This window comes from Bacillus coreaensis (assembly GCF_050586445.1).
In the GTDB taxonomy this organism is placed as follows: Bacteria; Bacillota; Bacilli; order Bacillales; family Cytobacillaceae; genus Robertmurraya_A; species Robertmurraya_A coreaensis.
Window position 1 is genome coordinate 87,464 of sequence record NZ_JBOCCY010000013.1, and the last position, 24,343, is coordinate 111,806.

The 24,343-nt window shown below is 40.9% G+C and carries 20 protein-coding genes; 3 read left to right on the top strand and 17 right to left on the bottom strand.

Going from position 1 to position 24,343, the window contains the following annotated elements; genetic code table 11:
* Window positions 1–47: 47 nt before the first annotated feature.
* From gatB to aceA, 5 genes are all read right to left on the bottom strand, one after another.
* Window positions 48–1,475, bottom strand: a complete 1,428-nt coding sequence (gene gatB, locus ACQ5H4_RS17725; RefSeq protein ID WP_430776319.1) for an Asp-tRNA(Asn)/Glu-tRNA(Gln) amidotransferase subunit GatB — start codon at window positions 1,473–1,475, stop codon at window positions 48–50.
* An 11-nt stretch (window positions 1,476–1,486) separates the two neighbouring features.
* Window positions 1,487–2,944 (bottom strand): Asp-tRNA(Asn)/Glu-tRNA(Gln) amidotransferase subunit GatA, encoded by a 1,458-nt coding sequence (gene gatA / locus ACQ5H4_RS17730; protein ID WP_430776320.1) that lies wholly within the window; start codon window positions 2,942–2,944, stop codon window positions 1,487–1,489.
* An 11-nt stretch (window positions 2,945–2,955) separates the two neighbouring features.
* Window positions 2,956–3,246: an Asp-tRNA(Asn)/Glu-tRNA(Gln) amidotransferase subunit GatC gene (gene gatC / locus ACQ5H4_RS17735; protein ID WP_251522473.1), complete on the bottom strand. Its 291-nt coding sequence runs from the start codon at window positions 3,244–3,246 to the stop codon at window positions 2,956–2,958.
* Window positions 3,247–3,367: 121 nt separating this feature from the next.
* Entirely contained in the window at window positions 3,368–3,793 is a 426-nt protein-coding gene (locus ACQ5H4_RS17740; protein WP_430776321.1) for a YueI family protein, read from the bottom strand.
* Between the two features lie 163 nt (window positions 3,794–3,956).
* A complete protein-coding gene (gene aceA, locus ACQ5H4_RS17745; protein WP_430776322.1) occupies window positions 3,957–5,240 on the bottom strand; it encodes an isocitrate lyase in 1,284 nt (427 codons plus the stop codon).
* A 219-nt stretch (window positions 5,241–5,459) separates the two neighbouring features.
* Between aceA and ACQ5H4_RS17750 the strand changes: the two genes are divergently transcribed.
* A complete protein-coding gene (locus ACQ5H4_RS17750; RefSeq protein ID WP_430776323.1) occupies window positions 5,460–5,705 on the top strand; it encodes a hypothetical protein in 246 nt (81 codons plus the stop codon).
* A 494-nt stretch (window positions 5,706–6,199) separates the two neighbouring features.
* Here ACQ5H4_RS17750 and ACQ5H4_RS17755 read toward each other — a convergent pair whose 3' ends face one another.
* From ACQ5H4_RS17755 to ACQ5H4_RS17805, 11 genes are all read right to left on the bottom strand, one after another.
* Window positions 6,200–6,853, bottom strand: a complete 654-nt coding sequence (locus ACQ5H4_RS17755) for a DUF4352 domain-containing protein (RefSeq protein WP_430776324.1) — start codon at window positions 6,851–6,853, stop codon at window positions 6,200–6,202.
* 63 nt (window positions 6,854–6,916) lie between these two features.
* Complete coding sequence (locus ACQ5H4_RS17760) at window positions 6,917–8,317, bottom strand: alkaline phosphatase (RefSeq protein WP_430776325.1); 1,401 nt, start codon at window positions 8,315–8,317, stop codon at window positions 6,917–6,919.
* Between the two features lie 265 nt (window positions 8,318–8,582).
* A complete protein-coding gene (putP, locus tag ACQ5H4_RS17765) occupies window positions 8,583–10,088 on the bottom strand; it encodes a sodium/proline symporter PutP (RefSeq protein ID WP_430776326.1) in 1,506 nt (501 codons plus the stop codon).
* Window positions 10,089–10,617: 529 nt separating this feature from the next.
* Complete coding sequence (pruA, locus tag ACQ5H4_RS17770; protein ID WP_430776327.1) at window positions 10,618–12,165, bottom strand: L-glutamate gamma-semialdehyde dehydrogenase; 1,548 nt, start codon at window positions 12,163–12,165, stop codon at window positions 10,618–10,620.
* 299 nt (window positions 12,166–12,464) lie between these two features.
* A complete protein-coding gene (locus tag ACQ5H4_RS17775; protein ID WP_430776328.1) occupies window positions 12,465–13,634 on the bottom strand; it encodes a CamS family sex pheromone protein in 1,170 nt (389 codons plus the stop codon).
* A gap of 10 nt (window positions 13,635–13,644) precedes the next feature.
* Window positions 13,645–15,651 carry an NAD-dependent DNA ligase LigA gene (gene ligA / locus ACQ5H4_RS17780; RefSeq protein ID WP_430776329.1) on the bottom strand — a complete coding sequence of 669 codons (2,007 nt, stop codon included), beginning with the start codon at window positions 15,649–15,651 and terminating at the stop codon, window positions 13,645–13,647.
* A 135-nt stretch (window positions 15,652–15,786) separates the two neighbouring features.
* A complete protein-coding gene (gene pcrA / locus ACQ5H4_RS17785) occupies window positions 15,787–18,009 on the bottom strand; it encodes a DNA helicase PcrA (RefSeq protein WP_430776330.1) in 2,223 nt (740 codons plus the stop codon).
* Between the two features lie 52 nt (window positions 18,010–18,061).
* The gene (gene pcrB / locus ACQ5H4_RS17790) at window positions 18,062–18,754 is read right to left on the bottom strand and encodes a heptaprenylglyceryl phosphate synthase (RefSeq protein ID WP_430776331.1); all 693 of its coding nucleotides are present in this window, start codon (window positions 18,752–18,754) and stop codon (window positions 18,062–18,064) included.
* Between the two features lie 452 nt (window positions 18,755–19,206).
* Window positions 19,207–19,521 (bottom strand): YerC/YecD family TrpR-related protein, encoded by a 315-nt coding sequence (locus ACQ5H4_RS17795; protein WP_066057816.1) that lies wholly within the window; start codon window positions 19,519–19,521, stop codon window positions 19,207–19,209.
* A gap of 13 nt (window positions 19,522–19,534) precedes the next feature.
* On the bottom strand, window positions 19,535–20,575 hold the full coding sequence (locus tag ACQ5H4_RS17800; protein WP_430776332.1) for a DUF3048 domain-containing protein: 1,041 nt from the start codon (window positions 20,573–20,575) through the stop codon (window positions 19,535–19,537).
* A 55-nt stretch (window positions 20,576–20,630) separates the two neighbouring features.
* Window positions 20,631–22,373 carry an adenine deaminase C-terminal domain-containing protein gene (locus ACQ5H4_RS17805; protein ID WP_430776333.1) on the bottom strand — a complete coding sequence of 581 codons (1,743 nt, stop codon included), beginning with the start codon at window positions 22,371–22,373 and terminating at the stop codon, window positions 20,631–20,633.
* Between the two features lie 267 nt (window positions 22,374–22,640).
* Here ACQ5H4_RS17805 and ACQ5H4_RS17810 point away from each other — a divergent pair, with 267 nt between their 5' ends.
* Window positions 22,641–22,922: a YgaP family membrane protein gene (locus ACQ5H4_RS17810; protein WP_430776334.1), complete on the top strand. Its 282-nt coding sequence runs from the start codon at window positions 22,641–22,643 to the stop codon at window positions 22,920–22,922.
* 78 nt (window positions 22,923–23,000) lie between these two features.
* Complete coding sequence (locus ACQ5H4_RS17815; RefSeq protein WP_377058742.1) at window positions 23,001–23,087, top strand: EYxxD motif small membrane protein; 87 nt, start codon at window positions 23,001–23,003, stop codon at window positions 23,085–23,087.
* Here the strand turns inward: ACQ5H4_RS17815 and purD are convergent.
* Window positions 23,059–24,336: a phosphoribosylamine--glycine ligase gene (gene purD, locus ACQ5H4_RS17820; RefSeq protein WP_430776335.1), complete on the bottom strand. Its 1,278-nt coding sequence runs from the start codon at window positions 24,334–24,336 to the stop codon at window positions 23,059–23,061. The two genes, ACQ5H4_RS17815 and purD, sit on opposite strands and share 29 nt — an antisense overlap.
* Window positions 24,337–24,343 lie beyond the last annotated feature (7 nt).

Sequence of the window (24,343 nt, forward strand, 5' to 3'; positions counted from 1 at the left end):
CAATAAAGAAATTCCCTTGCTACTTCCTAAGCAAGGGAATTTCTTTTTTAACGTTTTCTGATTTCTTGTTGCAATAACTTATTTACTAGTGGTGGGTTAGCTTGGCCCTTTGTTGCTTTCATGATCTGACCAACAAGGAAACCAATCGCCTTTTCCTTACCATTTTTAAAATCGTCAATGGATTGTGGATTGGCATCAAGAACTTCAGCGATTACTGTTAGTAGAGCACCTTCATCAGAAATTTGTACTAGACCTTGGTCTTTGACAATTTTCTCAGCACTTCCGCCTTTTTCAACAAGCTCTTTAAACACCTTCTTCGCAATCTTAGAAGAAATGGTTCCGTCAGTAATAAGCTTAATCATTCCCGCAAGACCTTCTGGTGTTAGGACTACATCAGCCAGTTCCTTTTGTTCGGAATTTAAATAGGCCGATAATTCACCCATAATCCAGTTGGATGCTTGTTTCGGATCCGCCCCAGCTGCAACCGTTGCTTCAAAAAAGTCAGCTGTTTCCTTTACCACTGTTAAAACAGCCGCATCGTACGCAGGTAATCCCCACTCTTCGGTATAACGCTTTTGTCTTGAATCTGGAAGCTCTGGAATTTCAGCACGAATGCGAGCCTTCCAATCTTCATCAATGTAAAGATCCGTTAAATCTGGTTCAGGGAAATAACGATAATCTTCAGAACCTTCTTTGACCCTCATTAATAAAGTCGTATTGGATGCCTCATCGTAACGACGTGTTTCCTGCTGAATCTCTCCACCCGCACGAACCACTTCTTCCTGACGCTTCGCTTCATATTCGATACCTTTGCGAACAAAGTTAAAGGAGTTTAAATTCTTTAACTCCGTCTTTGTCCCAAATTCCTCTTGTCCCACTGGACGAATCGAAATATTCGCATCACAACGTAAGGAGCCTTCCTCCATCTTACAATCAGAAACTCCAGTATATTGAATAATCGATTTTAATTTTTCTAAATACGCATAGGCTTCATTCGCTGTACGAATATCCGGCTCTGATACAATCTCAATCAAAGGTGTTCCCTGACGATTGTAGTCACATAGAGAGTATCCATTTTCATGATTCAGCTTCCCAGCATCCTCTTCTAAATGAATTCTTGTGATGCCGATTTTTTTCTTATAGCCATCGACTTCAATTTCGATAAACCCGTGTTCACCAATCGGCTGGTCAAATTGAGAAATCTGGTACGCCTTTGGGTTATCTGGATAAAAGTAGTTTTTTCGATCAAACTTCGTATGAGTTGCGACGTTACAGTTTAAGGCCATACAAGCCTTCATCCCGTAGTCGACTACCTTTTTATTTAATACCGGCAACACCCCTGGGTATCCAAGGTCGATTACCGTCGTATTGGTATTTGGTTCCGCACCAAAATGGTTGGGACTTGCAGAGAAGATTTTTGACTCTGTTTTTAACTCTACATGGACTTCAAGTCCAATTACCGTTTCGAATTCCATTCTTATCCCCCTTACAGACCTGGCTTTTGCTTGTGGAAGTCTGTCGCCTGCTCAAATGCATGAGCTACACGGTAGACAGTTGCTTCGTCAAAGTGCTTACCGATAATTTGTAAACCTAATGGCAGTCCTTGATCAAAACCACATGGAACAGAAATTCCAGGTACCCCAGCAAGATTAACTGGAATGGTTAAAATATCGTTAGCATACATTGTTAATGGATCGCTTGTTTTTTCACCGATTTTAAAAGCAGGTGTTGGTGTCGTTGGTCCAACAATCACATCATACTTCGCAAATACATCTTCGAAATCCTTTTTAATCAATGTACGTGCCTTTTGTGCTTTTTTATAATACGCATCATAATACCCTGAGCTTAATGCAAAGGTACCAAGCATGATTCTGCGTTTCACTTCATCTCCAAAGCCCTCTGCTCTAGAGTTTTTATACAGATCCATTAAGTTGTTCGAATTCGGAGAACGATAGCCATATCTGACTCCGTCAAAGCGCGCTAGGTTAGCAGACGCTTCGGAAGAACTTAGTAGGTAATACGTTGAAAGTGCATACTTTGAGTGAGGTAAAGAAACTTCCTCCCAAGAGGCTCCTAACTTTTCAAGTGTCGCAAGAGCTTTCAGGACTGATTCACGAACCTCTGGGTTCACACCTTCTCCAATATATTCCTTCGGTACCCCAATCTTTAACCCTTTTACATCACCTGTTAAGGCATTCACATATGAAGGAACTTCAACATTGGCAGACGTTGAATCCATTGGATCCACACCGGCAATGGCCTGTAATACATATGCGTTGTCTTCAACGGTTCTAGTAATTGGACCAATTTGGTCTAGCGAAGAAGCAAAGGCAATTAACCCAAAACGAGATACTCGTCCATATGTAGGCTTTAACCCAACCACTCCACAAAAACTTGCTGGCTGACGAATAGACCCACCCGTATCCGATCCTAATGAGAATGGAACCTCACCTGCTGCTACAGCTGCTGCTGAACCACCTGAAGATCCTCCAGGAACGGTCTCAATATTCCAAGGATTTTTCGTCTTTTTAAAACTGGAGTTTTCCGTGGATGATCCCATGGCGAACTCGTCCATATTTAATTTCCCAATCGTAATCGTTTCTGCTTCCTGAAGCTTTTTCACAACAGTAGCATCATAGATGGGATCAAAATTATGTAGAATTTGACTTGCTGCTGTTGTACGCAAATCCTTCGTGACAATATTGTCTTTAACCCCTACCGGCATACCGAACAGCAAACCTTTTACTTCATCGGTTCCTAGTTTTTCATCTAGTTTTTTGGCTTGGCTTCGTGCTCGCTCTTCATCTAATGTTAAAAATGCGGCTACCTGGTCGTCGACTTGTGCTATTCTTTTATACGACTCATCTACAAGATCTGAAACACTAATTTCTTTTTTATGTAACTGTTCATGAAGATCAGATACTTTTTGATCGAATAAGCTCATATGGTCCCTCCTTACTCAATAATCGGCGGAACTTTGATTTGTCCGTCCTGTTGATCTGGTGCATTTTTTAAGACAAGCTCTTGTGGCAAGCCTTCTTTTGAAACATCTTCTCTTAAAACATTCTTAATATCTAAAACATGGGATGTCGGTTCCACATTTTCTGTATCAAGCTCGTTCAATTGCTCCGAGAATGTAATGATGGCATCAAGCTGTTTTTGAAAATTCACAGCTTCTTCTTCAGTAATCGCAAGTCTCGCTAAATGCGCCACATGCTTTACCTCTTCGATGGATATTCTTGACATCCTCTCACCTCCATAAATTTTTTTGAACTTTTCACACAATAATACACTGATGATATCAAAGTTTTAGGCTTTGGGCAAAGTATTCCACAGAAAAAGCAGTACACTTTTCGTGACTGCCAAGTTAATTGCCAAATAGCTTTTCAAAGAAGCCCTTTTTCTTTGGAGTTGGTTCTATGCTTACTTTCTTTTCGACATAGATGCTTTCCTTATCTATTGCGTAATCATAGGCTAGAACAAGCCCGAGTTCCGAGTCATATTCTTTGTTTGTCACAAGCGTATATTCAACATCATACTGATCGGCTATTTTTTTATACTTAGACAAAAACTCGTAACTCATATTGCCATTCAAATAGAGATGGGCTTTTTTATTTTCTTTTAAAGCGGTCTCCACCTCTGGATAGATGCCTAGCTCTATCAACTGTGGTTGTTTTAGGGCAATGACGACACGTTCTCGTAAGGTTCCTAAAAATCGGCGTCTTTCATCCGGATTGGTTTCCTTTTTCCCGTGAATCCCTTGTTGAAGATATTCATCAATATCAGGTCGCATATATCATTCCTCCTCCTTAAATTTGTATGATGATCCCCTTATAATTGTTCGTATATAAAGTATAACCCAATCGTAAGGCCAAAAAAATTCCTTCCCTTTCATTAGAAAGAGAAGGACAAAATGGAGGTTTACAAATAAAGGTGTAAAACAAGTTTGAAGCCTCTTACTTTGATGCTGTAAACTGCTCTTCTTCCGTTGACCCCTTTAAAGCAGTGGTGGAAGAAGTACCACCAGAAATCACCATTGAGACTTGGTCAAAGTAACCTGTACCCACTTCTCGTTGATGTCTTGTAGCCGTATAGCCTTTTTCTTCGCTAGCAAACTCTGCTTGCTGAAGCTCTGAATACGCTGCCATTCCACGATCTTTATAACCACGAGCAAGTTCAAACATGCTGTGGTTTAGCGCATGGAAACCAGCTAGAGTGACAAACTGGAATTTGTAGCCCATTTTACCAAGCTCAATTTGGAACTTTGCAATCGTGTCATCATCGAGCTTCTTTTTCCAGTTAAACGATGGAGAACAATTATATGCTAAAAGCTTTCCAGGGAACTTCTCATGGATCGCTTCGGCAAATCGACGTGCTTCTTCAATATTAGGCTCCGAAGTTTCGCACCAAATCAGATCGGCGTATGGTGCGTATGCTAACCCTCTAGCAATGGCTTGGTCGAGTCCAGCATTCGTTCGGAAAAATCCTTCTGGTGTTCTTTCACCTGTTATAAACGGAGCATCAACCGGATCCACATCACTTGTAATAAGGTCAGCCGCATTGGCATCCGTTCTTGCCACTAGTACAGTTGGAACACCCATTACATCAGCAGCAAGACGTGCCGCAATTAAGTTGCGTACAGCCGTTTGAGTCGGAAGTAGTACTTTTCCTCCTAAATGACCACATTTTTTCTCTGAAGACAGTTGATCTTCGAAGTGCACACCAGCAGCACCCGCTTCAATCATACCTTTCATCAATTCAAAACAGTTTAATTGGCCACCAAATCCAGCCTCCGCATCAGCCACAATCGGTGCAAACCAATCGATCGAATCGTCCCCTTCCGAGTGAGTAATTTGGTCCGCGCGTTGTAATGCTTGATTAATCCTCTTTACCACACTTGGTACAGAGTTAGCTGGATACAAGCTTTGATCTGGATACATATGTCCAGAGAGGTTAGCATCTGCTGCCACTTGCCATCCGCTTAAGTATATCGCCTTCAAGCCCGCCTTCACCTGTTGAACCGCTTGATTCCCCGTTAATGCGCCAAGTGCATTGACGAAGTCTTCTTCCTTCACAAGCTTCCACAGTTTTTCTGCTCCCCGACGAGCCAGTGTATGTTCAATATCAATCGAACCTCTTAATTTAATAACCTCTTCGGCAGAATACGGTCTTTCAATCCCCTGCCAACGCGCATCCATTTCCCAGCTTTCCTGTAACTCTCTTACTCTTTCATTTGTCATTGTAAAAACCTCTCCCTTCATTTTTTGTCCCAGTTGTTATAATACAGTTATATTTACATGTTGTATTATATAACAGAGTTTTGGAGATAGGAACCACTTTTTCTAAAATTTTCAGATTATTTTTTCGACAAAATCTCCAAAGCGGAAGCGGCTTGGTCAGGGGCGACAGGTATAAGACGAAGACCGCAAGAGGTCCTGACCTCTGGAGGGCTTTGGCTTATGACCCCGAGCCCCGAGCCGCTGGAGCTAGACGAATCCCAAAGCGGAAGCGGCTTGAACAGCCCCGACAAGCGTAAGGCAAGCGTAAGGCAAGCCGATGGAACTAGACGAATCCAAAAATGGAGGCGGATGATCGGAGATGATTCAAAATCAGAAGTTAATCAACAAAAAACTGGCCGAATCAGCATTCAGCCAGCACTTTTTGATGCTCGAGAGGATATTTCAACGGAACTCGATCAATTTTGAAGATGATTATCTACGATTTCCAGGATATATTTGCGATTCTGAATTTTTATTTGCGATTCCAGAGATTTATTTGCGATTCTGAATTTTTATTTGCGATTCTCAAACTTTATTTGCGATCCGACACTCTTATTTGCGATTTTCAAACTTTATTTGCGATCCAACACTCTTATTTGCGATTCTCAAACTTTATTTGCGATCCTACACTTTTACTTGCGATTCTCAAACTTTATTTGCGATCCGCCACTCTTATTTGCGATTCTCAAACTTTATTTGCGATCCGCCCTCTCTTATTTGCGATTCTCAAACTTTATTTGCGATCCGCCACTCTTATTTGCGATTCTCAAACTTTATTTGCGATCCGCCCTCTCTTATTTGCGATTCTCAAAGTTTGCGAGCCAACACCCTCACTTACCATCTCTTCACCCTTTTATTATCTTCAGCTATTTAATCTCCTAAACAACATAAAACCACTCCAAAGAGTGGCACACACATCATTATTCACTAAACGTATACTCAAGCTCCGTAGCCTTTTGGATTAGCTTTTCGTTCACATCGTAGACATCACTAGTTAGTACTTTTACTGATTGGATATTAGAGTTCTCTAAAATAAATCCAACATTCCCCTGCTTCTTTTCACCAGGAGCATACACACCGTGCAACCCGTCTAAGTAAATATCCTTTTCCCATGTGACCTTTTCTCCTTCACTTGTTTCAACAAGTGCAACAGGACCAAAGTTCATTTCTTCGTTGGATGTGTTTGTTACTTCAAAATACACCTTAACAAAATCAAATTCTTCATCATGAGTTAACATATGAAAATAATCAATCATTCCATAATCCGGACGTAGATGAATGGTCTTTACATCTTTTACAACCAATTGAATAGGTCCAAGCTTTACCACTTCATTTGGTGTCAGCTGGCTAAGGAGCGTAATTTCTCCTTTACGATCAGTAAGAACCTCCCCTACTTCATCCAGTTCACGATCATCTGGTACTTGTGGGTTTGGAACATACTCGGTTGTGCCTTTTGTTGGTTCTTTAGCAGTAGCTGTTGCTGATACCTTTTCCCCGCTTAGCTTATCTTCATTATTGCAAGCTGTAACAACAGATAAAAGTAAGAGAATAAGTGCTATAGAAATTCTTTTCATAGTTAGTTAGCCTCCTTTTAAGAAAAAGAACCCGCTGCTTTCCAACGGGATTCTTCTTGCTTCTTACTTATCATTAATAACCGTCTTATTTTTCCCTTTTTCTAATAAGTCAAAGATGATTTTCGCATGATCGGTGTTGTCGATTTGACCAGCAAAACGATCACTAGCAGGACCGTATGCATATACAGGTACGTCTTCTCCTGTATGTCCACCCGTTGTCCACCCAGTGTGAGAACGCTCGTTAAAAATTTCCTCAATGGCATTATCAATATCCACAGCTTTCTTAGAAGCTACTTCCTCTACTGAAGCAATTTCAGCATCGGTTAAGGCAAGGATACTTTGGTCGATATATTTGGTTAGTGTTTCTCTTACGTTTGCTCCTGCTACGATTTCAGCTGCCATAAAGTCAGGTGTGCGCTTTGCTGCTTTAATTGGCTCACCGAACCAGTTATAGACTCCATCCGCACCAATTGAGTATCCACCCGTTGAATGGTCAGCTGTTGCAACGACTAACGTGTGCTTATCCTTCTTAGCAAACTCAATAGCTGCTTTAAATGCCTTTTCAAAGTCTTCCATTTCACTCATGGCACCAACAATGTCATTATCATGGCCAGCCCAGTCAATTTGGCTACCCTCAATCATTAAGAAGAAGCCATCTTTATCTTTTGATAAACGATCAATTGCTGTATTTGTCATATCTTCTAATGAAGGAACATCCTCCGTGCGGTCAATCATCTTTGGAAGTCCACCTTCCGCAAACAATCCTAGAATCCGATCATTTGTATCATTTAGCAGATCTTCTTTATTTGTTACATAGCTATATCCAGCTTCCTGAAATTCTGCTGTTAAATCACGATCTGCACGATCAAATAGGCTTGTACCACCACCAAGTAGAACATCTACCTTTTGCTTGCCATTAATTACATCATCAAAATAATCATCTGCGATGGCATTCATGTTTTTTCTGCTTTCATCATGTGAACCGAATGATGCTGGTGTTGCATGCGTAATTTCAGAAGTTGCCACTAATCCAGTCGCTTTGCCTCTTTCTTTCGCTGCTTCTAAGACCGTTTTTACTTCTGAACCGTCATTATCCACTGCGATTGCATTGTTGTATGTTTTAATACCAGCTGACATAGCCGTAGCTGCAGACGCTGAATCTGTTACGTTTTGCTTAGGATCTTCAGGATAGGTCATTTGTTGACCAACAAGGTAATTATCAAATTCAGATTTCCCTACGAACTTCGAGTTATCACTATCCGTCATATAACGGTAGGCTGAAGTATAGGAAACTCCCATTCCATCTCCAATAAGGAAGATAACATTTTTGATTTCTGCATTGTTGCTTTTACTAGATTTCGCTTCTACCTCTGTAGTAGAGAATGATCCTACTAAGCTTGTTAAAGCCAATGTTGTGACTGCTGCAAATGGAATGATCTTCTTTTTGAAAGATTTATTAAACATTGAATTTCCCCCTCATAACTTTTTCTCACAAGGAATATGTTATGAAAAAAGTATGAAGCTATCATTAAGCTAGTTTTCTAGTTTTGTAAATTTACAATTTCAGTAAAAAAGTACTATTTTTCGACAAATAAAGTAATTCACTAACCGAAATATTCCTTTTTCTGTGTCATCAGACCTAAAATTCGCCCTATTCTCTGGTTTTTAACCTTTACAAATTATTAATATATGTAAAAACCACTCGCTAAACTCGCGAGTGGCCGTTCTATTATTTCTCGTTATCATTCTCAACCGCTTCAACAAATTCTTCTTTAATGTTTTTTCGCGGTTCGTTTCCTGTTAAACTGAACACGATAATGGCAATCGTCGCTAAGATAAACCCAGGCACAATTTCATACAACTCAAATGGGATAATGCCAGCCACAGTTAACTGCTTCCACACAACCACGGTAACAGCACCTGTAATCATACCCGCTAGAGCACCATTTCGGTTCATTCGCTTCCAATAAAGAGACAGAATGATTACCGGACCGAATGCCGCTCCAAATCCACCCCAAGCATAACTAACAAGGTCTAATATAGACGCTCCTCCATTTTCAGGATTGCCTGTATAAGCAAGTGCAATGGCAACAAGGGCAATAACAATGACTCCTGCTCTACCAACCCACACCAATTCTGCATCACTAGCATTCTTTCGGAACAGTGCTTTGTAAAAGTCTTCGGCTAACGCACTGGAAGATACTAATAGCTGTGAATCAATGGTACTCATAATGGCCGAAAGAATGGCAGCAAGCAGAATTCCTGATACCCAAGGATTAAACAAGATGTCTGAGAAAAAGATAAACACTTTCTCGCTATTATTTACATCCGCTGTAATTAGTGGATTATCAGCAAAATAAGCGATTCCGACCAACCCAACAATGATCGCTCCAACTACTGAAATGGTCATCCAGCCCATCCCAATCCATCTGGCTTTTCTTACTTCCTCCGTGGAACGAATACCCATAAAGCGGGTGATAATATGCGGTTGACCGAAGTAGCCTAATCCCCATGCAAGTAATGAGATCGTCCCCATTGCCGTCACTGAATCAAATGCATTGAGATAGGAAGGATCAATACTGCGGATGGCGTCCATCGATTCACCCCAACCACCTAATTTAAATATAGCGACAATCGGAACAATCACCAATGCTAAGAACATTAACAATCCTTGGAAAAAGTCCGTCCAACTGACCGCTAAGTAGCCTCCTAAGAAAGTATACGAAATAATAACAATGGCTCCGATAAAGAGAGCTGTATTATAAGACATTCCAAACGTTTCTTGGAATAACAGTGCTCCTCCTACTAAACCTGAGGACGCGTAAAAGGTGAAAAAGATTAATATGACTAACGCGGAGATAACTCGTAGTAAACGTGATTGATCTTTGAAGCGATTTTCAAAAAAATCGGGGACCGTAATCGAATCATTCGCCACCTCAGTGTACGATCTTAATCTTGATGCAACAAATTTCCAGTTTAAATACGCACCAATAATTAAACCCACACACATCCAAATGGAATCTAATCCAGTGGCATAAGCAAGCCCAGGTAATCCAAGTAGCAGCCATGAACTCATATCAGAGGCACCAGCACTTAAAGCTGTTACACCTGGTCCAAGACTTCTTCCTCCTAAGACATAATCCGATAGATTGCTAGTTAGCTTAAATGAGATCAAACCAATGATCAGCATGCCAACTAGATACACAATAAAAGTAACTAACGTAGCAGTTTCCATATTTTTTTCACATTTCCCCTCTCAATGATTTTATTGGCTCATACAATTTCTTTGTAAAATTATACACATGATTTCTTACCGTGACCGAACCAATATAACAAGCGTAGCATACATACTGGGTTCTATCTAACTGAATTATCTGAAAATAAACCTGTTAATTTATAAATATTCATAGTATTGATATGTTTATAGGGCTCAACCCACCATTTACTGATATGTATACACTGAAATTTATAAAATTAAGTTGGAAAAGTGGGCTTTTTTGGGTGAATTCTAGTGAACTAGCACCTACATTTTCTTGTTGTTATGACTTCTCGAGTTGTGTTTTCCTTGGTCTGATGTCATAATTCTGATTTTATGACCTCTTGTACTCGTTTCCCCTTGCTTTTATGTCATAAACCGCTTCTTATGACTCCTCTCCTCCCTTCAACCTTCACTCTCGCGTCATAATCACCACCACCACCTTTGCTCCAGAGCATTCATTCACAAAAAACACCACCCCAAACCTGGAGTGGTGCTAGCAAACTAATTAATACAATTCAGATGTTGTTTTTGCCTGCAAATGGAGCAATAAATAATCAGGGCCACCCGCTTTTGAGTCGGTTCCTGACATATTAAAGCCTCCGAATGGCTGGTATCCGACAATTGCTCCTGTACAGCCGCGGTTAAAGTATAGATTTCCTACGTGGAAATCTTCGCGGGCTTGTTGCATATGTTCACGGTTGGTGGTGATAACAGCTCCTGTTAATCCATATTCCGTGTTATTGGCTATCTCAATCGCTTCTGTAAAGTCCTTAGCTTTTGTAAAACCAACAACCGGGCCAAAGATTTCTTCTTGCATGAGTCGAGCATTTGGAGCTAAATCAGCGAATACGGTAGGTTTGATGAAAAAGCCTTTAGAGTTATCTCCCCCTCCTCCAGCGACTAGACGGCCTTCCTGCTTTCCAATATCAATATAACTCATGATTTTATTAAAAGCACTTTGATCAATCACTGGTCCCATATACGTACTTTGCTCTTCAGGATTGCCAAGAGTTAACTGATTCGTTAGTTCCACTACTCGCTTTAATACGGTATCGTAAACATCCTCCACGATGACTGCACGGGAGCATGCCGAACATTTTTGACCAGAGAAGCCAAATGCTGAGGCAACAATGGACTGTGCCGCTAATTCAAGATCCGCTTCCTGATCAACGACGATCGTGTCTTTTCCACCCATCTCAGCTATCACACGCTTTAACCAGATTTGGCCTTCATTTAATTTAGAGGCACGCTCGAAAATTCGAAGTCCAACATCTCTTGATCCTGTAAAGGAGATAAAACGTGTATCCTTGTGATCTACCAAGTAGTCACCCACCTCAGCTCCACTTCCAGGTACAAAGTTCAATACACCCTTTGGTAATCCCGCTTCCTCCATCACTTCCACAAACTTCGCTGCTACAACAGGAGTGGTTGAAGCTGGTTTTAAAAGAACCGTATTTCCAGTAATGATCGCGGCTACGGTTGTTCCAGCCATGATGGCAAGCGGGAAATTCCAAGGAGAGATGATAATTCCGACACCCAATGGAATATAGTCATACCGGTTAAATTCATTTGGACGGCTATTTACCGGCACACCGTCCTTAAGGTCCAGCATTTGACGTGCGTAATATTCTAAGAAGTCGATCGCTTCTGCTGTATCCGCATCTGCTTCTCTCCAAGGTTTCCCCGCTTCTTTTGTTAACAAGGCGGAGAATTCGTGCTTGCGACGGCGTATGATGGCAGCTGCTTTAAAGAGCACATCTGCACGTAATTCTGGCTTTGCTTTTCTCCACGTTTTAAATGCCTCCACTGCCGCTTGAATCGCTTTTTCTGCTAATTCACGATTCGCCTTAGAGACGCGTCCAACGACTTCTATTTTATGTGATGGATTGTATGATACTATTTTATCTTCTGTTGAAATTCGCTCGCCACCAATGATTAAGTCATAGTCTTGGCCAAGATATCCTTCTACTGTTTGTAAGCCTAATAAAAATCCTTCGCGTTCATGATCATGAGAAAAGTCTGTGAATGGTTCATGTTTATACGGTTGTACCATCTCTTCCGCCTCCTTATGATGAAAACGTTCCACATCCCATTTTAGCACGACAACAAACGGACCTTCAAATGAACAGAAAAAAGACAAGGCATCCACCTTGTCTTTAGACTATGGCTGTTTTGGTAAAGATTGTTGTTAAAATCTTAAAGCCGATTTTAACGTGGAAATAGCTATTTTGCGCTTAAGAATTTAGTTTGCAGGCTCTTTTCTTATTAATTAATGCTGTTTTCTGCGGAAACTTAGCACAATCGTCACAATTATGTTCCAAAAAGCAACAAAGTTTAAGAAAAGAACCTTAATTATTGATAAATATGAACAAACGGTTCTTTGTCTCCCGCCTCTTTTACGATGAGGCCTTCTTGTCCATTGACGGAAGTGATGTTCACCTCTACTGAATAATAGTCAGGGAAATGTTCCATCACTAACCCTGTTACGTATTGTGTAAAGCCAACTGCCTCTGCTTTTCCGTAAAACTGGATCGGGATATCGATTTTCAACTCTTGAAGCTGATCTCCAACATAAAATGCCTGACCAATAACACCGTTAAAGTTCGGAAAATACGTTTCCACATCCTGTTTAAAATTCAAGAAGAAAGTCACATCGTCACGATGGGCATTTGTCGCTTCTGTGGACGGAAACAGGAAATAATTTTCGTTTACGCTTTGCCAAGCTCCCAATTTTGAACTTCCTTTATCTGCTGAGGCGTAAGCGATAAAATTCCCTGGAACAACAGAAGATCGACTTTTCTGTTTAAAAAGTGCAATCGTAATGGGGACATTCGCTAAGCTCTTCATCCCACGAAGTCTAGTCAGTACTTCACCAGCGATTCTTTTTCCTTCTTCTTCAAGTTTGGCTTGTGAAATTTCGGATTCAAATGTGGCACCGTAAGCTTCTTTTTGGTAATAGTGGACAGAGTTTAATGCCAGTCCGATCACCACTCCTCCGAGACGAACCGTACCGTCTTCATCTTTAAGAAGATAGTTATGCTCTAAAAGATGCGCTAAATAAATCGGGTTTTGTTCATTATTCGCTGCTATATCTCCGCCTTCAGGAATTTGCGGATTCAAACCAATGTTTTCCTCTTCTTTTAAACCAGCATCTTGTAGCTGCGTCTCCGTCATTTTCCGGTTCAGCCATAAACCAACCGTTTCCCGGTCAAGATTTTGCCCTTCCTTAAAAAGGTACTTATCTGGCCCAAAGGACGTTTGCGCAAGCCTCATTAACCCTGTTTCAAACTCACTAATATCGTATCTTGTGTTTAAGTTATTTACGATTAATCCCCTTGCTTGCGAAGGCTCGAAAGGTAGGATCGTCCGATAGTATTGATCAGAAATCTGATACTTCGGGATAATGGCCTTTTCCTTTGTATCATCGTTTTCCTGTACCACCTCTTCTTGCTTCTGAAGGTTAGGAGCACAGGCCGTTAAACTCAAGAGAACGGCAAGAGCAACCATTAGAATCTTCCTCATGGTATCACCTCTATTTCTTCAATTCTTCCACTAATCTCTCTTCATTCCACACTTCAATTCCAAGCTGTTCTGCTTTAGTTAATTTGGATCCAGCCTCTTCCCCAGCGATAACTAAATCTGTTTTTTTACTTACACTTCCTGCGACTTTCCCGCCAAACGCTTCTATTCTTTCCTTCGCTTCATTACGAGATAGCTGCTCTAGCTTACCTGTTAGGACAATCGTTTTTCCAGCAAAGAAATGATCAATGTTTTCCACAGCAACCTTTTTCGGTCCATTATAAATCGTGTTAACTCCGGCTTCTTTTAGCTCTTCAATTAACTCTTTCACTTCTTCGAGCTCAAAATAAGCGACCACCGATTCGGCCATTTTTTCTCCGATTTCGTTGATGGCTGTTAATTCTTCAGCAGTTGCCAACGCTAATCGGTCAATCGTTTCAAATTCTTGAGCAAGAGTTTTTGCCGCTTTGGCTCCCACATGACGAATGCCTAATCCGAACAGCAACTTTTCAAGAGAATTGGCTTTTGATGCTTCAATGGCATCAATCAGATTGTTAACGGACTTTTCTCCCATTCTCTCTAATTGAATCAACTGATCAAACGTAAGTTTATAAATATCCGCCACATCTTCAATCAATTGTTCGGCAAACAACTGACTGATCACCTTTTCACCAAGACCATCAATATTCATAGCGGTTCTAGATACGAAGTGAATCAATCCTTCTCTGATTTGTGCCGGACATTTTGGATTAATACAACGCAGCGCCACTTCCTCTTCAAGCCTCACCAGCTCGCTTTCACATTCTGGACAATGTGTTGGCATACGGAATTCTTCCTCTGCTCCTGTTCGTTTCTCAACGAGAACATTTACGACCTCTGGAATAATATCTCCTGCTTTTTTGACAACCACCTGATCGCCAATTTTGATATCTTTTTCACGAATCAAATCTTCGTTATGTAAAGAGGCACGTTGTACGGTTGTTCCAGCTACACGGACAGGTTCTAAAATAGCCGTTGGTGTAACGACCCCTGTACGTCCTACACTTAATTCAATCGATTTTAATGTCGTGACCACTTCCTCAGCAGGAAATTTGTATGCGATGGCCCAGCGTGGACTTTTGGCCGTTGTACCAAGCTCCTCCTGCTGTGAAAGAGAGTCTACCTTAATAACGATACCGTCAATATCATACGGGAGGTTCGGGCGCTGTTCCGTCCACTCATTGACGTAAGAAATGACTTCCTCGATAGAAGCACATCTTCTTCTTTCCTTATTCGTCTTAAATCCAAGACTTTCTAACAAATCTAGACCTGCACTGTGCGAAACCACACCAGTCTCCCCTACATCCGCAATATTGTAGAGAAAAATATCGAGATTTCGAGAAGCTGCTATTCTCGGATCTAGCTGTCTGAGTGAACCAGCCGCTGCATTACGAGGGTTTGCTGCCAGCTCTTCCCCACGTTCTGTCTTCAATAAGTTTAATGCTTCAAACGATTTCCGAGGCATGAACACTTCTCCACGAACTTCAATTGAGACAGGTTCTTTTAATCTTAGAGGAATGGATTTGATTGTACGTAAATTAGACGTAATATCCTCTCCAATGGTTCCATCTCCTCTAGTCGCTCCTCGAATAAATAAACCATTCTCGTAACGAAGCGAAACCGCTAGGCCATCAATTTTCAATTCACACACATAAGAAATTTGGTCTCCTACGGCTTGGCGTACACGTCGGTCAAAATCCAATAAATCCTGTTCTCCAAAGGCATTACCGAGACTAAGCATAGGCGATTGATGCTGTACCTTTTCAAACATATCTAAGACGGCTCCACCTACGCGTTGTGTAGGGGAGTCCGGACTTTTTAGTTCAGGAAACGTTTCTTCCAAATTGATTAATTCTCTTAATAATCGATCATATTCAGCATCTGAAGCGGTTGGTTGGTCTAATACGTGATATTCGTAGTTTAACTGATTTAACTGGACATGCAGCTCTTGTACCCTTTTTTCCGCAGCTTGTTGATCCATGTACTCAACCCTTCCATCAGAATTATTTCAAAATAGAAATATCATTTTCAATCAAACGTTTGATTGAATTGCCTTCGCGCCTCTTGATAAAGGTTTCAAGCAATTTCAATCAATCGTTTGATTGATTGAAATACCTTACCCTTTTGTTATAGGAGCAAACTTCGCTAACAGTCGTTTGATCCCAACTGGTTTAGGAAATGCGATATCAAGTTCAATTCCTTCTCCTTCACCTTTTACGCTAACAACTGTACCTGTGCCCCATTTTCCGTGAACGGCTTTGTCGCCGACCTTCCATCCATGCTCTTCTCCACCCGTTGAGTTCGTCATTGGACGGAGTACTGGTTTGCGTACAGCGGCTGCTTGTCTAGCGGCGAAAGGACTAGCTGACTGTGATTGTAGTGGCGACTTCCTTGGCTCTAGACCATCGATCAGATCGGCTGGAATCTCTCCTATAAATCGAGAAGGAGGGTTCATGTTTGTACGCCCAAATAAGGTCCTCATTTGCGCATTCGTGATAAACAATTCTTCCTCCGCTCTTGTGATTCCCACATAAGCAAGGCGACGCTCTTCCTCCATCTCCGCTTCTTCCATAAGAGATCGACTATGTGGGAAGACCCCTTCTTCTAGTCCTAATAGGAACACGACAGGAAATTCAAGACCTTTTGCCGAGTGCAACGTCATCAACACGACCGTATCGACTTGCTTCCCATCTTCATCCAACTTATCGATATCGGCAACGAGGGCAAGATCCGTCAAGAAGGCAATCAGACTTTTATCATCATTTCCTTCTTCAAAGTTTTTTGTAACAGACAAGAATTCGTCCAAGTTTTCTAGTCGACTTTGTGCTTCAATCGATTTTTCTGCTTTTAACATTTCATAATAGCCTGTTTTCTCTAACACTTCTTCTACAAGCTCTGTTACTGATAAATACTCTTGCATATGTGTATAGTTATTAATCAAATCGTAAAACTCGCGACAAGCCTTTGTGATTTTCGGGCTTAAGCCAATTAACTCTATCGATCCAAGTGCTTGGAACATGGACATATCATGCATGTCGGCAAAATTAGCAATTTTATCAACTGAGCTAGACCCGACTCCTCTTTTTGGAACGTTGATGACACGTGTTAAGCTGATATCATCATCAGGGTTTGCAATCAAGCGTAAGTAAGCAAGTGTATCTTTGATTTCTTTTCTGTCATAGAACTTCACCCCACCGACGATGGAGTATTCAATGTTCGACTTTAGTAACACTTCCTCCATTACACGGGACTGGGCATTCGTTCGATACAGAATGGCAAAGTCGGAGTATTTTCGTTTCCCGCTTTGAACAGCTTCCTTAATTTTCCCTGCTACAAACTGAGCTTCACTTTGCTCACTGTCCGCACGATAATAGAAGATTTTATTACCCTCTGCATTTTCGGTCCAAAGATTCTTGTCTCTACGGTTTAGATTGTTTTTAATCACTTCATTTGCGGCAAATAGAATTCTCTTCGTAGAGCGGTAGTTTTGTTCTAGAAGAATAACCTCTGAACGCGGATAATCCTTTTCAAAAGAAAGGATATTGGCGATATCTGCCCCACGCCAGCGATAAATCGACTGATCCGAGTCACCGACCACACATAGATTTTGGAATCGTTGTGCCAACAATTTGACCAGCATATATTGAGCACGGTTTGTATCTTGGTACTCATCCACATGAATGTATTGAAACTTTCGTTGATAGAAAGTTAGTACTTCTGGAACACGCTGAAACAGCTGAATTGCCGTCATGATCAAATCATCAAAATCAAGGGCTTGATTTTTGCGCAGTCGCTTCTGATAAAGCTCGTACACATCAGCAACAATTTGATCCATATGACCGCCCGCATTTTTCGCAAATTCTTCTGGACCAATCAGTTCGTTTTTCGCTGAACTAATAGCCCCAAGAATCGCACGTGGATCATACTTTTTCGGATCAAGGTTTTTCTCTTTTAAAATCGTCTTTACCACGGATTGTTGGTCCGTTGTATCAAGAATCGTAAAATTCCGATTGTATCCTAGTCGGTCAATATCTCTTCTTAAAATACGTACACACATCGAGTGAAAGGTAGATACCCAGATTTCATCGGCCACTCCACCCATCATGGAGTAAATACGTTCCTTCATTTCACGCGCTGCTTTATTCGTAAACGTGATCGCCAAAATATTGTACGGATTCACTTGTTTCTCTACCATTAAATAGGCAATACGATGCGTAAGTACTCTCGTCTTGCCACTACCCGCACCAGCCATCAATAACAGAGGACCATCCGTCGTTTTCACCGCTCGCTGTTGTTCAGGATTTAAACCATTTAATAATTTATCTGTTAAGTATTGCACTATATTTTCACCACCATACAAACATATGTTCTTATTCTATTTTACCTTTATACTATCGTTTTATCAATTTAATTTCGACCGTTTGAAGGGCTTCTTCTAAATTTTCATAAACTGCATTTCCCACAACAATCACATCAGCTAGCTCAGCCATTTCCTTCGCCTGCTCTAATGAATGAATACCTCCACCGTAAAACACGGTTATCTCCTGCGTTGCTTGGCTAACGGCCTTCACGATCTCAGGGTCCCCATAGGTTCCACTGTATTCTAAATAAAAAATAGGCAAATGAAACATCTTTTCAGCAATTTGCGCATAAGCAACCACATCTTCCTTTGTTAAAGATGTTTGGGCATGGGTTAGTTTCGCTGCTTTACAATTTTCGTTCAAGATACAATATCCTGCAACAAGAATTTCATCCCAATTCATAATCTCCCCATATTCCTTCACTGCTTGATGATGTAAATCAACAATCCATCTCGCATCAGGACTATTTAAGACCGTAGGGATAAAATAAAGATCAAAGCCTGGTGTAATCGACTCAAGGTTTGAGATTTCCAGCACACAAGGCACCGTGTATCTTCTAATTCTTGCCATCAGATCAAGTACCTTTTCATCCGTTACTCCATCCGTCCCACCAACAATGACGGCATCAGTGCCTGACTCACATATTCTTTCTAGCGCTTCATCAGAGATTTCCTTATCAGGATCTAATTTAAAAGCATGACGCCATTCTCTTGCATCGTACATGCTGTAACCTCCCATCTACTATCACATTACACCATTATAGCACTAGCGAAAGTTTCTAAAAAATAAAACCGAAGATTTCTTATGAAAAAGCAATTGAATTCACGTTATCATTCATAGTGCGTTTTTTATTGTCATTTTGGCAATTTTAATTGAAATAAGGTTCATCTCGGAAACCAGTAATAAGCGGAGGTTTTCCGGTTAGACTCCAGAATACTGCTTGTTTTGGGGTATATAAGCGGAGATTTTCCGATTAAGCAAAGCAAAATTGACCATTTTCTCGCTTTTTGAGTCAATAGACGGATTCTCTCCGTCTATCTAAGCTATTTTCAGTGCAATTTCCTAATTAAGAGAAATTTCTCCGCTTATTTTTCAAACTCGCATTATTGCTTTTGTAAAAGAAAAAAGGATTAGAGATATTGGCATCTCTAATCCTTTTATATACACGAAAGTTATTATTCCGAAATCGTCCCAGCTTCTTCTTCCTTCACGCGCTCTAGGGCCATTTCATACGCATCGTTGCCATAATTCAAGCAACGCTTTACACGTGAAATGGTTGCAGTACTAGCACCTGTTTCTGTTTCGATTTTATGGTAGGTTTTCCCTTCACGTAGCATACGGGCTACTTCTAACCGTTGAGCTAATGATTGGATTTCATTGACCGTACATAAATCATCAAAAAACTTATAGCACTCTTCTAAATCCTTTAATGTTAAAACCGCCTTAAATAGCTGGTCGAGCTCTTTGCCCCTTAATTTATCAATTTGCATGATCTAGACTCCTTTATGATTGTATCGTAACGGTTTGTTCCAATCCTGGATTTGTTGGAACGATGTTGATCCATGTTTTTCCTGGAACAAACTTGACTTCTTCACCATTTAAGAAAGGAAGGATTCTTCCATCTACATTTTTCCACTCTACCTGAAGAAGCTTTCCTTGCTGCAATAAATACCCTTTTCCACCAGAGGTTAAATCAATCTCTCTTCTTCCAGAGTCATCTAATACGGTGTGCTCCATCTCAGCAATAAAGATATTGTCGAGTAGAACAGGCTCCTCTGAATCTAAATCTATCGTTTGTTCATCATTTGAATATCTAGCATATTTTTTGCTACTGTTATCGTATTTGTAGTCGACCTTAAACAGATTACTCTTTAAATAAGCAACTGTCACATGCTCAGCAGCGTCACCTGCGATACTGGCTAACTCTTCTTCCTCATAAAAAGGTAGAGCCTCTGGAGCTTCTGTCATGTCATAACCGACTTGTTCTGCTCCCTTTGCAATATTTTCGTATGAAATATAGCTGTTATGTGGTGCCTGTCTAAAGCTTGCACGTTTAAAAAGCGTACCATCATACTGCATTCCATTTAAATTATCGATGACACCACTCGTAAGCATTTGCTGTGCCTCAGGACTGTACCCATGAGCGATATATAATGAATCATACCCGCTGGCAAGGTCGATATAATAATCCCTTGCACTTCTTACTGGACCCATATTTTCAGGATGTTCGCTTTGAAAAATGGCCAGAAATCTCGTTACATTGCCTTCTGCTAACACTTCGTAAACGATATCTGCCTGGTTTAGTGCGGACTGCGGTCTTGCTTTTGGATCATTGTTGATCATCACACCAAACGCTCGACCAGTTGGTTCTTCTGATAGTTCCACACCAGTTAAAGGAGCTTCAAAAGTTTGGGATACTTCTTCTACGACTGTATCTTCCTCTTCCACTGGTTTTTCACTTTCCTTTTGAACCTCTTCTACTTTATTACAGCCAGTTAATAATAAGGCAGATGCCAGCCCGACTGTTATCCATTTCCTAAGCATCATTACACCCCTAATAATCTTTTTATATGTTCATTCTATAATGTCCTTTTATATTTTAACGCATTATCGTTGGAAAGAGTATCATTTTGTTCATCACATCGTACATCCCTTGCTGTGTGATTCGGATATACGGCAGATGAGTGGATGAGAAGAAAAGCAAGGTATAAAATGGATCAGCGTACGCGTATCCTTTTGTTTTCAAATAAGCAAGTAATTCCTTATCTTCCTCCACCAGTCTCTCTATGGAGTGATCACTCATCACGCCACTTAATGGCAGTGGAATTTCCAACACGATTCTTCTTTCCTCACTGATGACAATTCCTCCACCTAACTCGACCATTCGATGAAAAGCGTTCATCATTTCATATTTGTTTTTTCCAATTAAAATAATATCTCCTGTAGTCGAGTACGAGCTAGCTAGGCCCTGCACCTTGTTAGAGAATCCCTTTAACATCGTGTTGATTCTCCATTTGCCATGTTTATCAATTAGCATGAAGAAGCACTCATCATGATCACATGAAAGCTCATCATAATTGGCATCAATAGATACAGAATATGGCTTGGTAATAACCGCATTCTCCATTTTAATTCCAAAAGGCATCGAGAACTGAAAATCATCCATAGTTAGTTCCCAGTCTAACTTTAACGGTTCAAACCCCATGTCCACCCAATTGAGCGACTCATAGGCATTGGTGTCTTCTCCGTCTCTTTTTACCCACTGTCCTTTGGCAAGAACAGATACAGGAGTTGGATTACGTTCATCTGTTAAAAAGTTAATATTCGCTACTCTTCCTGTCGCGATATTTCCATGAAGATGTTCTACATTATAGTAGCGTGCAACATTAATCGTTCCCATATTGTAGGCATCCATGACTGGTACGCCTTTTTCAATGGCAATACGAATCATTTCATCAATGATTCCATTTTCGTAAAAGTGAGCAGATGACCCGTCCGTAGTAAACATAAATTTATCGTACATCGTGATTCCTAGCTGATGAATTTCATCTAGTAGGACAGGTAAATCCGGACGAATAGATGAATGTCTTAGAGAAACCATATACCCCTGCATCAGACGATTATAAATTTCTTCTCCTGTCATCGCTTCATGGTCACAGTCCGCACCAAATAACATCATTTTCGCTAATGTTTTTTCAGATGCGCCTGGAAAATGACCTTCGACTTTCTTTCTCATTCGTTTGGCTTCTTGCATCCAATGAAGCATCATATCATCACCATCAAGAAGTTTCGGCCAACCGGTAAGCTCTCCTCCTTGAATGACCGCATCGTGTTCGAGCCAGGATTTCACATTGCTATGTGAAAAAATTTGTTCCTCGTCTCGGATCTCTGTTTGGGCATCAAAGCGGCACCACCAGTACATGGAGGTGGGCGATTTACGCATCTCCCTCATAAATGAGAACGCTTTATTTTTTTCCATTTGCAAAACAAGCACCATATTGTCATTTATGAGTGTGGTCGTTCCACCCTGCGATGCATAGTGTGCAAGCGAATGGGGATTATATATTTGAAAGGGATGGGCATGTGGCTCAATATAGCCTGGCACCAATAAAAGACCTGTGCAATCCACGATCTCACAATGCTCGACATTGTCCGGATATTTGTCGCCAACGTAAATAATACGGTCATCGTATATCCATATATTTGCAGTCATCCAAATACGAAACGTTTGATTTAAGTACTTGGCATTTGTTAATAAAATAGAGGGAGAAACATTTCCATCTAGAACGGAAATATGTTCTCTAATATGTTTATTTTTCCATCGATATCGCTGATCCAGCATGAATGTCCCTCCTTACGCAGTGTTGTTATCTTAGAAAAATTTTGTCATATTACCGGTAACAATAGATGAAATATCAAAAATCTACCATTAGTTTGTAAGATTCTTTCACATTGTTTTTAAATATCTTGTTAGAAATACAACCCTATCTACGCAAAATGAAAACCCTTACATTTTATAGGTTTGGTTTTTATAGTATCATATTTCACTGTTTAACGCAGTAAAGAAGTACTAAATTTTTAAAAAATATGTAAGAGGAGTGACAATTCCATGAATGTAAAGCCCAATATTGGAATCGTGAATGCCCTTGTTCGTATTACCATTGGTTTAAGCGTCTTAGCATGGAGTACAGCGAAACATACAAAAATGCCTTGGAGAGACTCTTATGTTTTGCTTGGAATTTTAGGTGCAATGAAGGTGGCAGAGGGGATTGTTCGTTTTTGTCCAGTCACTGCCCTTTATGAAAGAGAACAAAATTTGAGAAGCAATCAAAACCAATCGTCTAATGAAAAATCAATGCCGGAACAGTTTTTACCGTATAGCACTCAATAAGAAAATTCCCCCTCCGCTTAGAGGGGGAATCACTATAGAAAGGAGCATCACATGATGTTTTGGGAATATGTTAGCGATATGTCCTTCGTTCTAATTGCTTTAATTGGAAGTATTATTGCCCTTCTATTTGTCTATATTAAGAAGTCTGGCAAGCGGCAAACGTAATGGCTTTATGTCCAATATCTTTTCTGTAGAAAAGTCCATCGCTCGTCACATTTGATAACTCGGCATACACACGCTCTTGTGCCGCTTGAAGAGTGTCTGCCTTAGCAGCTGCAAGCAATACACGTCCACCTGCCGTAACAATTTTCCCATCTTCGTTCTGCTCTGTTCCTGCATGGAAGACAAGTGCTTCCTTCACAGAATCAAGTCCTTCGATGACGCTGCCCTTTCCAGGCTGTTCCGGGTAGCCTTTTGCTGCGCAAACGACACCCACCACGGCATTTGATGACCACTCGATAGTTGGCTGTTCTCCGTTTAACACGGAAAGAATTACCTCTACTAAGTCAGATTCCATTCTTGGAAGAACCACTTGTGTTTCTGGATCACCGAATCGAGCATTGAACTCAATGACCTTTGGACCAGCAGTTGTTTGAATCAGACCCGCATAAAGAATTCCACAGAAGCTTCTTCCTTCTTCTATCATCGCGTTTGCTGCAGGCTTTAACACCGTTTCAACAGCTGTTTGAACAGCTTCACTGCTGATTTGCGGAACTGGAGAATAAGCCCCCATTCCACCCGTGTTTGGTCCTTGATCGCCATCGTATGCACGCTTATGATCTTGAGCAATTTCCATTGGCACCACAACGTCACCATTCACAAATGCCATTAGAGAGAATTCTTCTCCCTCTAAAAACTCCTCAATAACGACTTTCGCCGAAGCTGCACCAAACTTGCTGTTCACAAGCATTTCTTTCAGGCTGTCAATCGCTTCTTCTAATGTTAAAGCAACGGTCACTCCTTTGCCTGCAGCAAGACCATCCGCCTTGATGACAATAGGAGCTCCTTTTTCCTCCACATACGCTTTCGCTTCTTCAAAGTTTGTGAAGGATTGATAAGCAGCTGTTGGAATTTGGTACTTTTCCATTAGCTCTTTCGCAAATGATTTGCTGCCTTCAATTACTGCTGCTTTTTGGTCTGGACCAAAAACGGCTAGTCCTTCCGCACGAATTCGATCAGCAAGTCCCGCTTGTAATGGTGCTTCAGGTCCAATGATCGTAAGACCGATCTTTTCTTTTTTTATAAAATCAATCAGCTTGTCTTGTTCCTCTTCAGAAATATCCACACGCACGGCTACGTCTGTCATTCCTACATTCCCAGGAGCGACGAACACCTTTTTCACAGAAGGACTTTGGCTTACCTTCCAGCAAATAGCATGCTCTCGTCCTCCACGACCTACGACTAGAACGTTCATGGTTTGT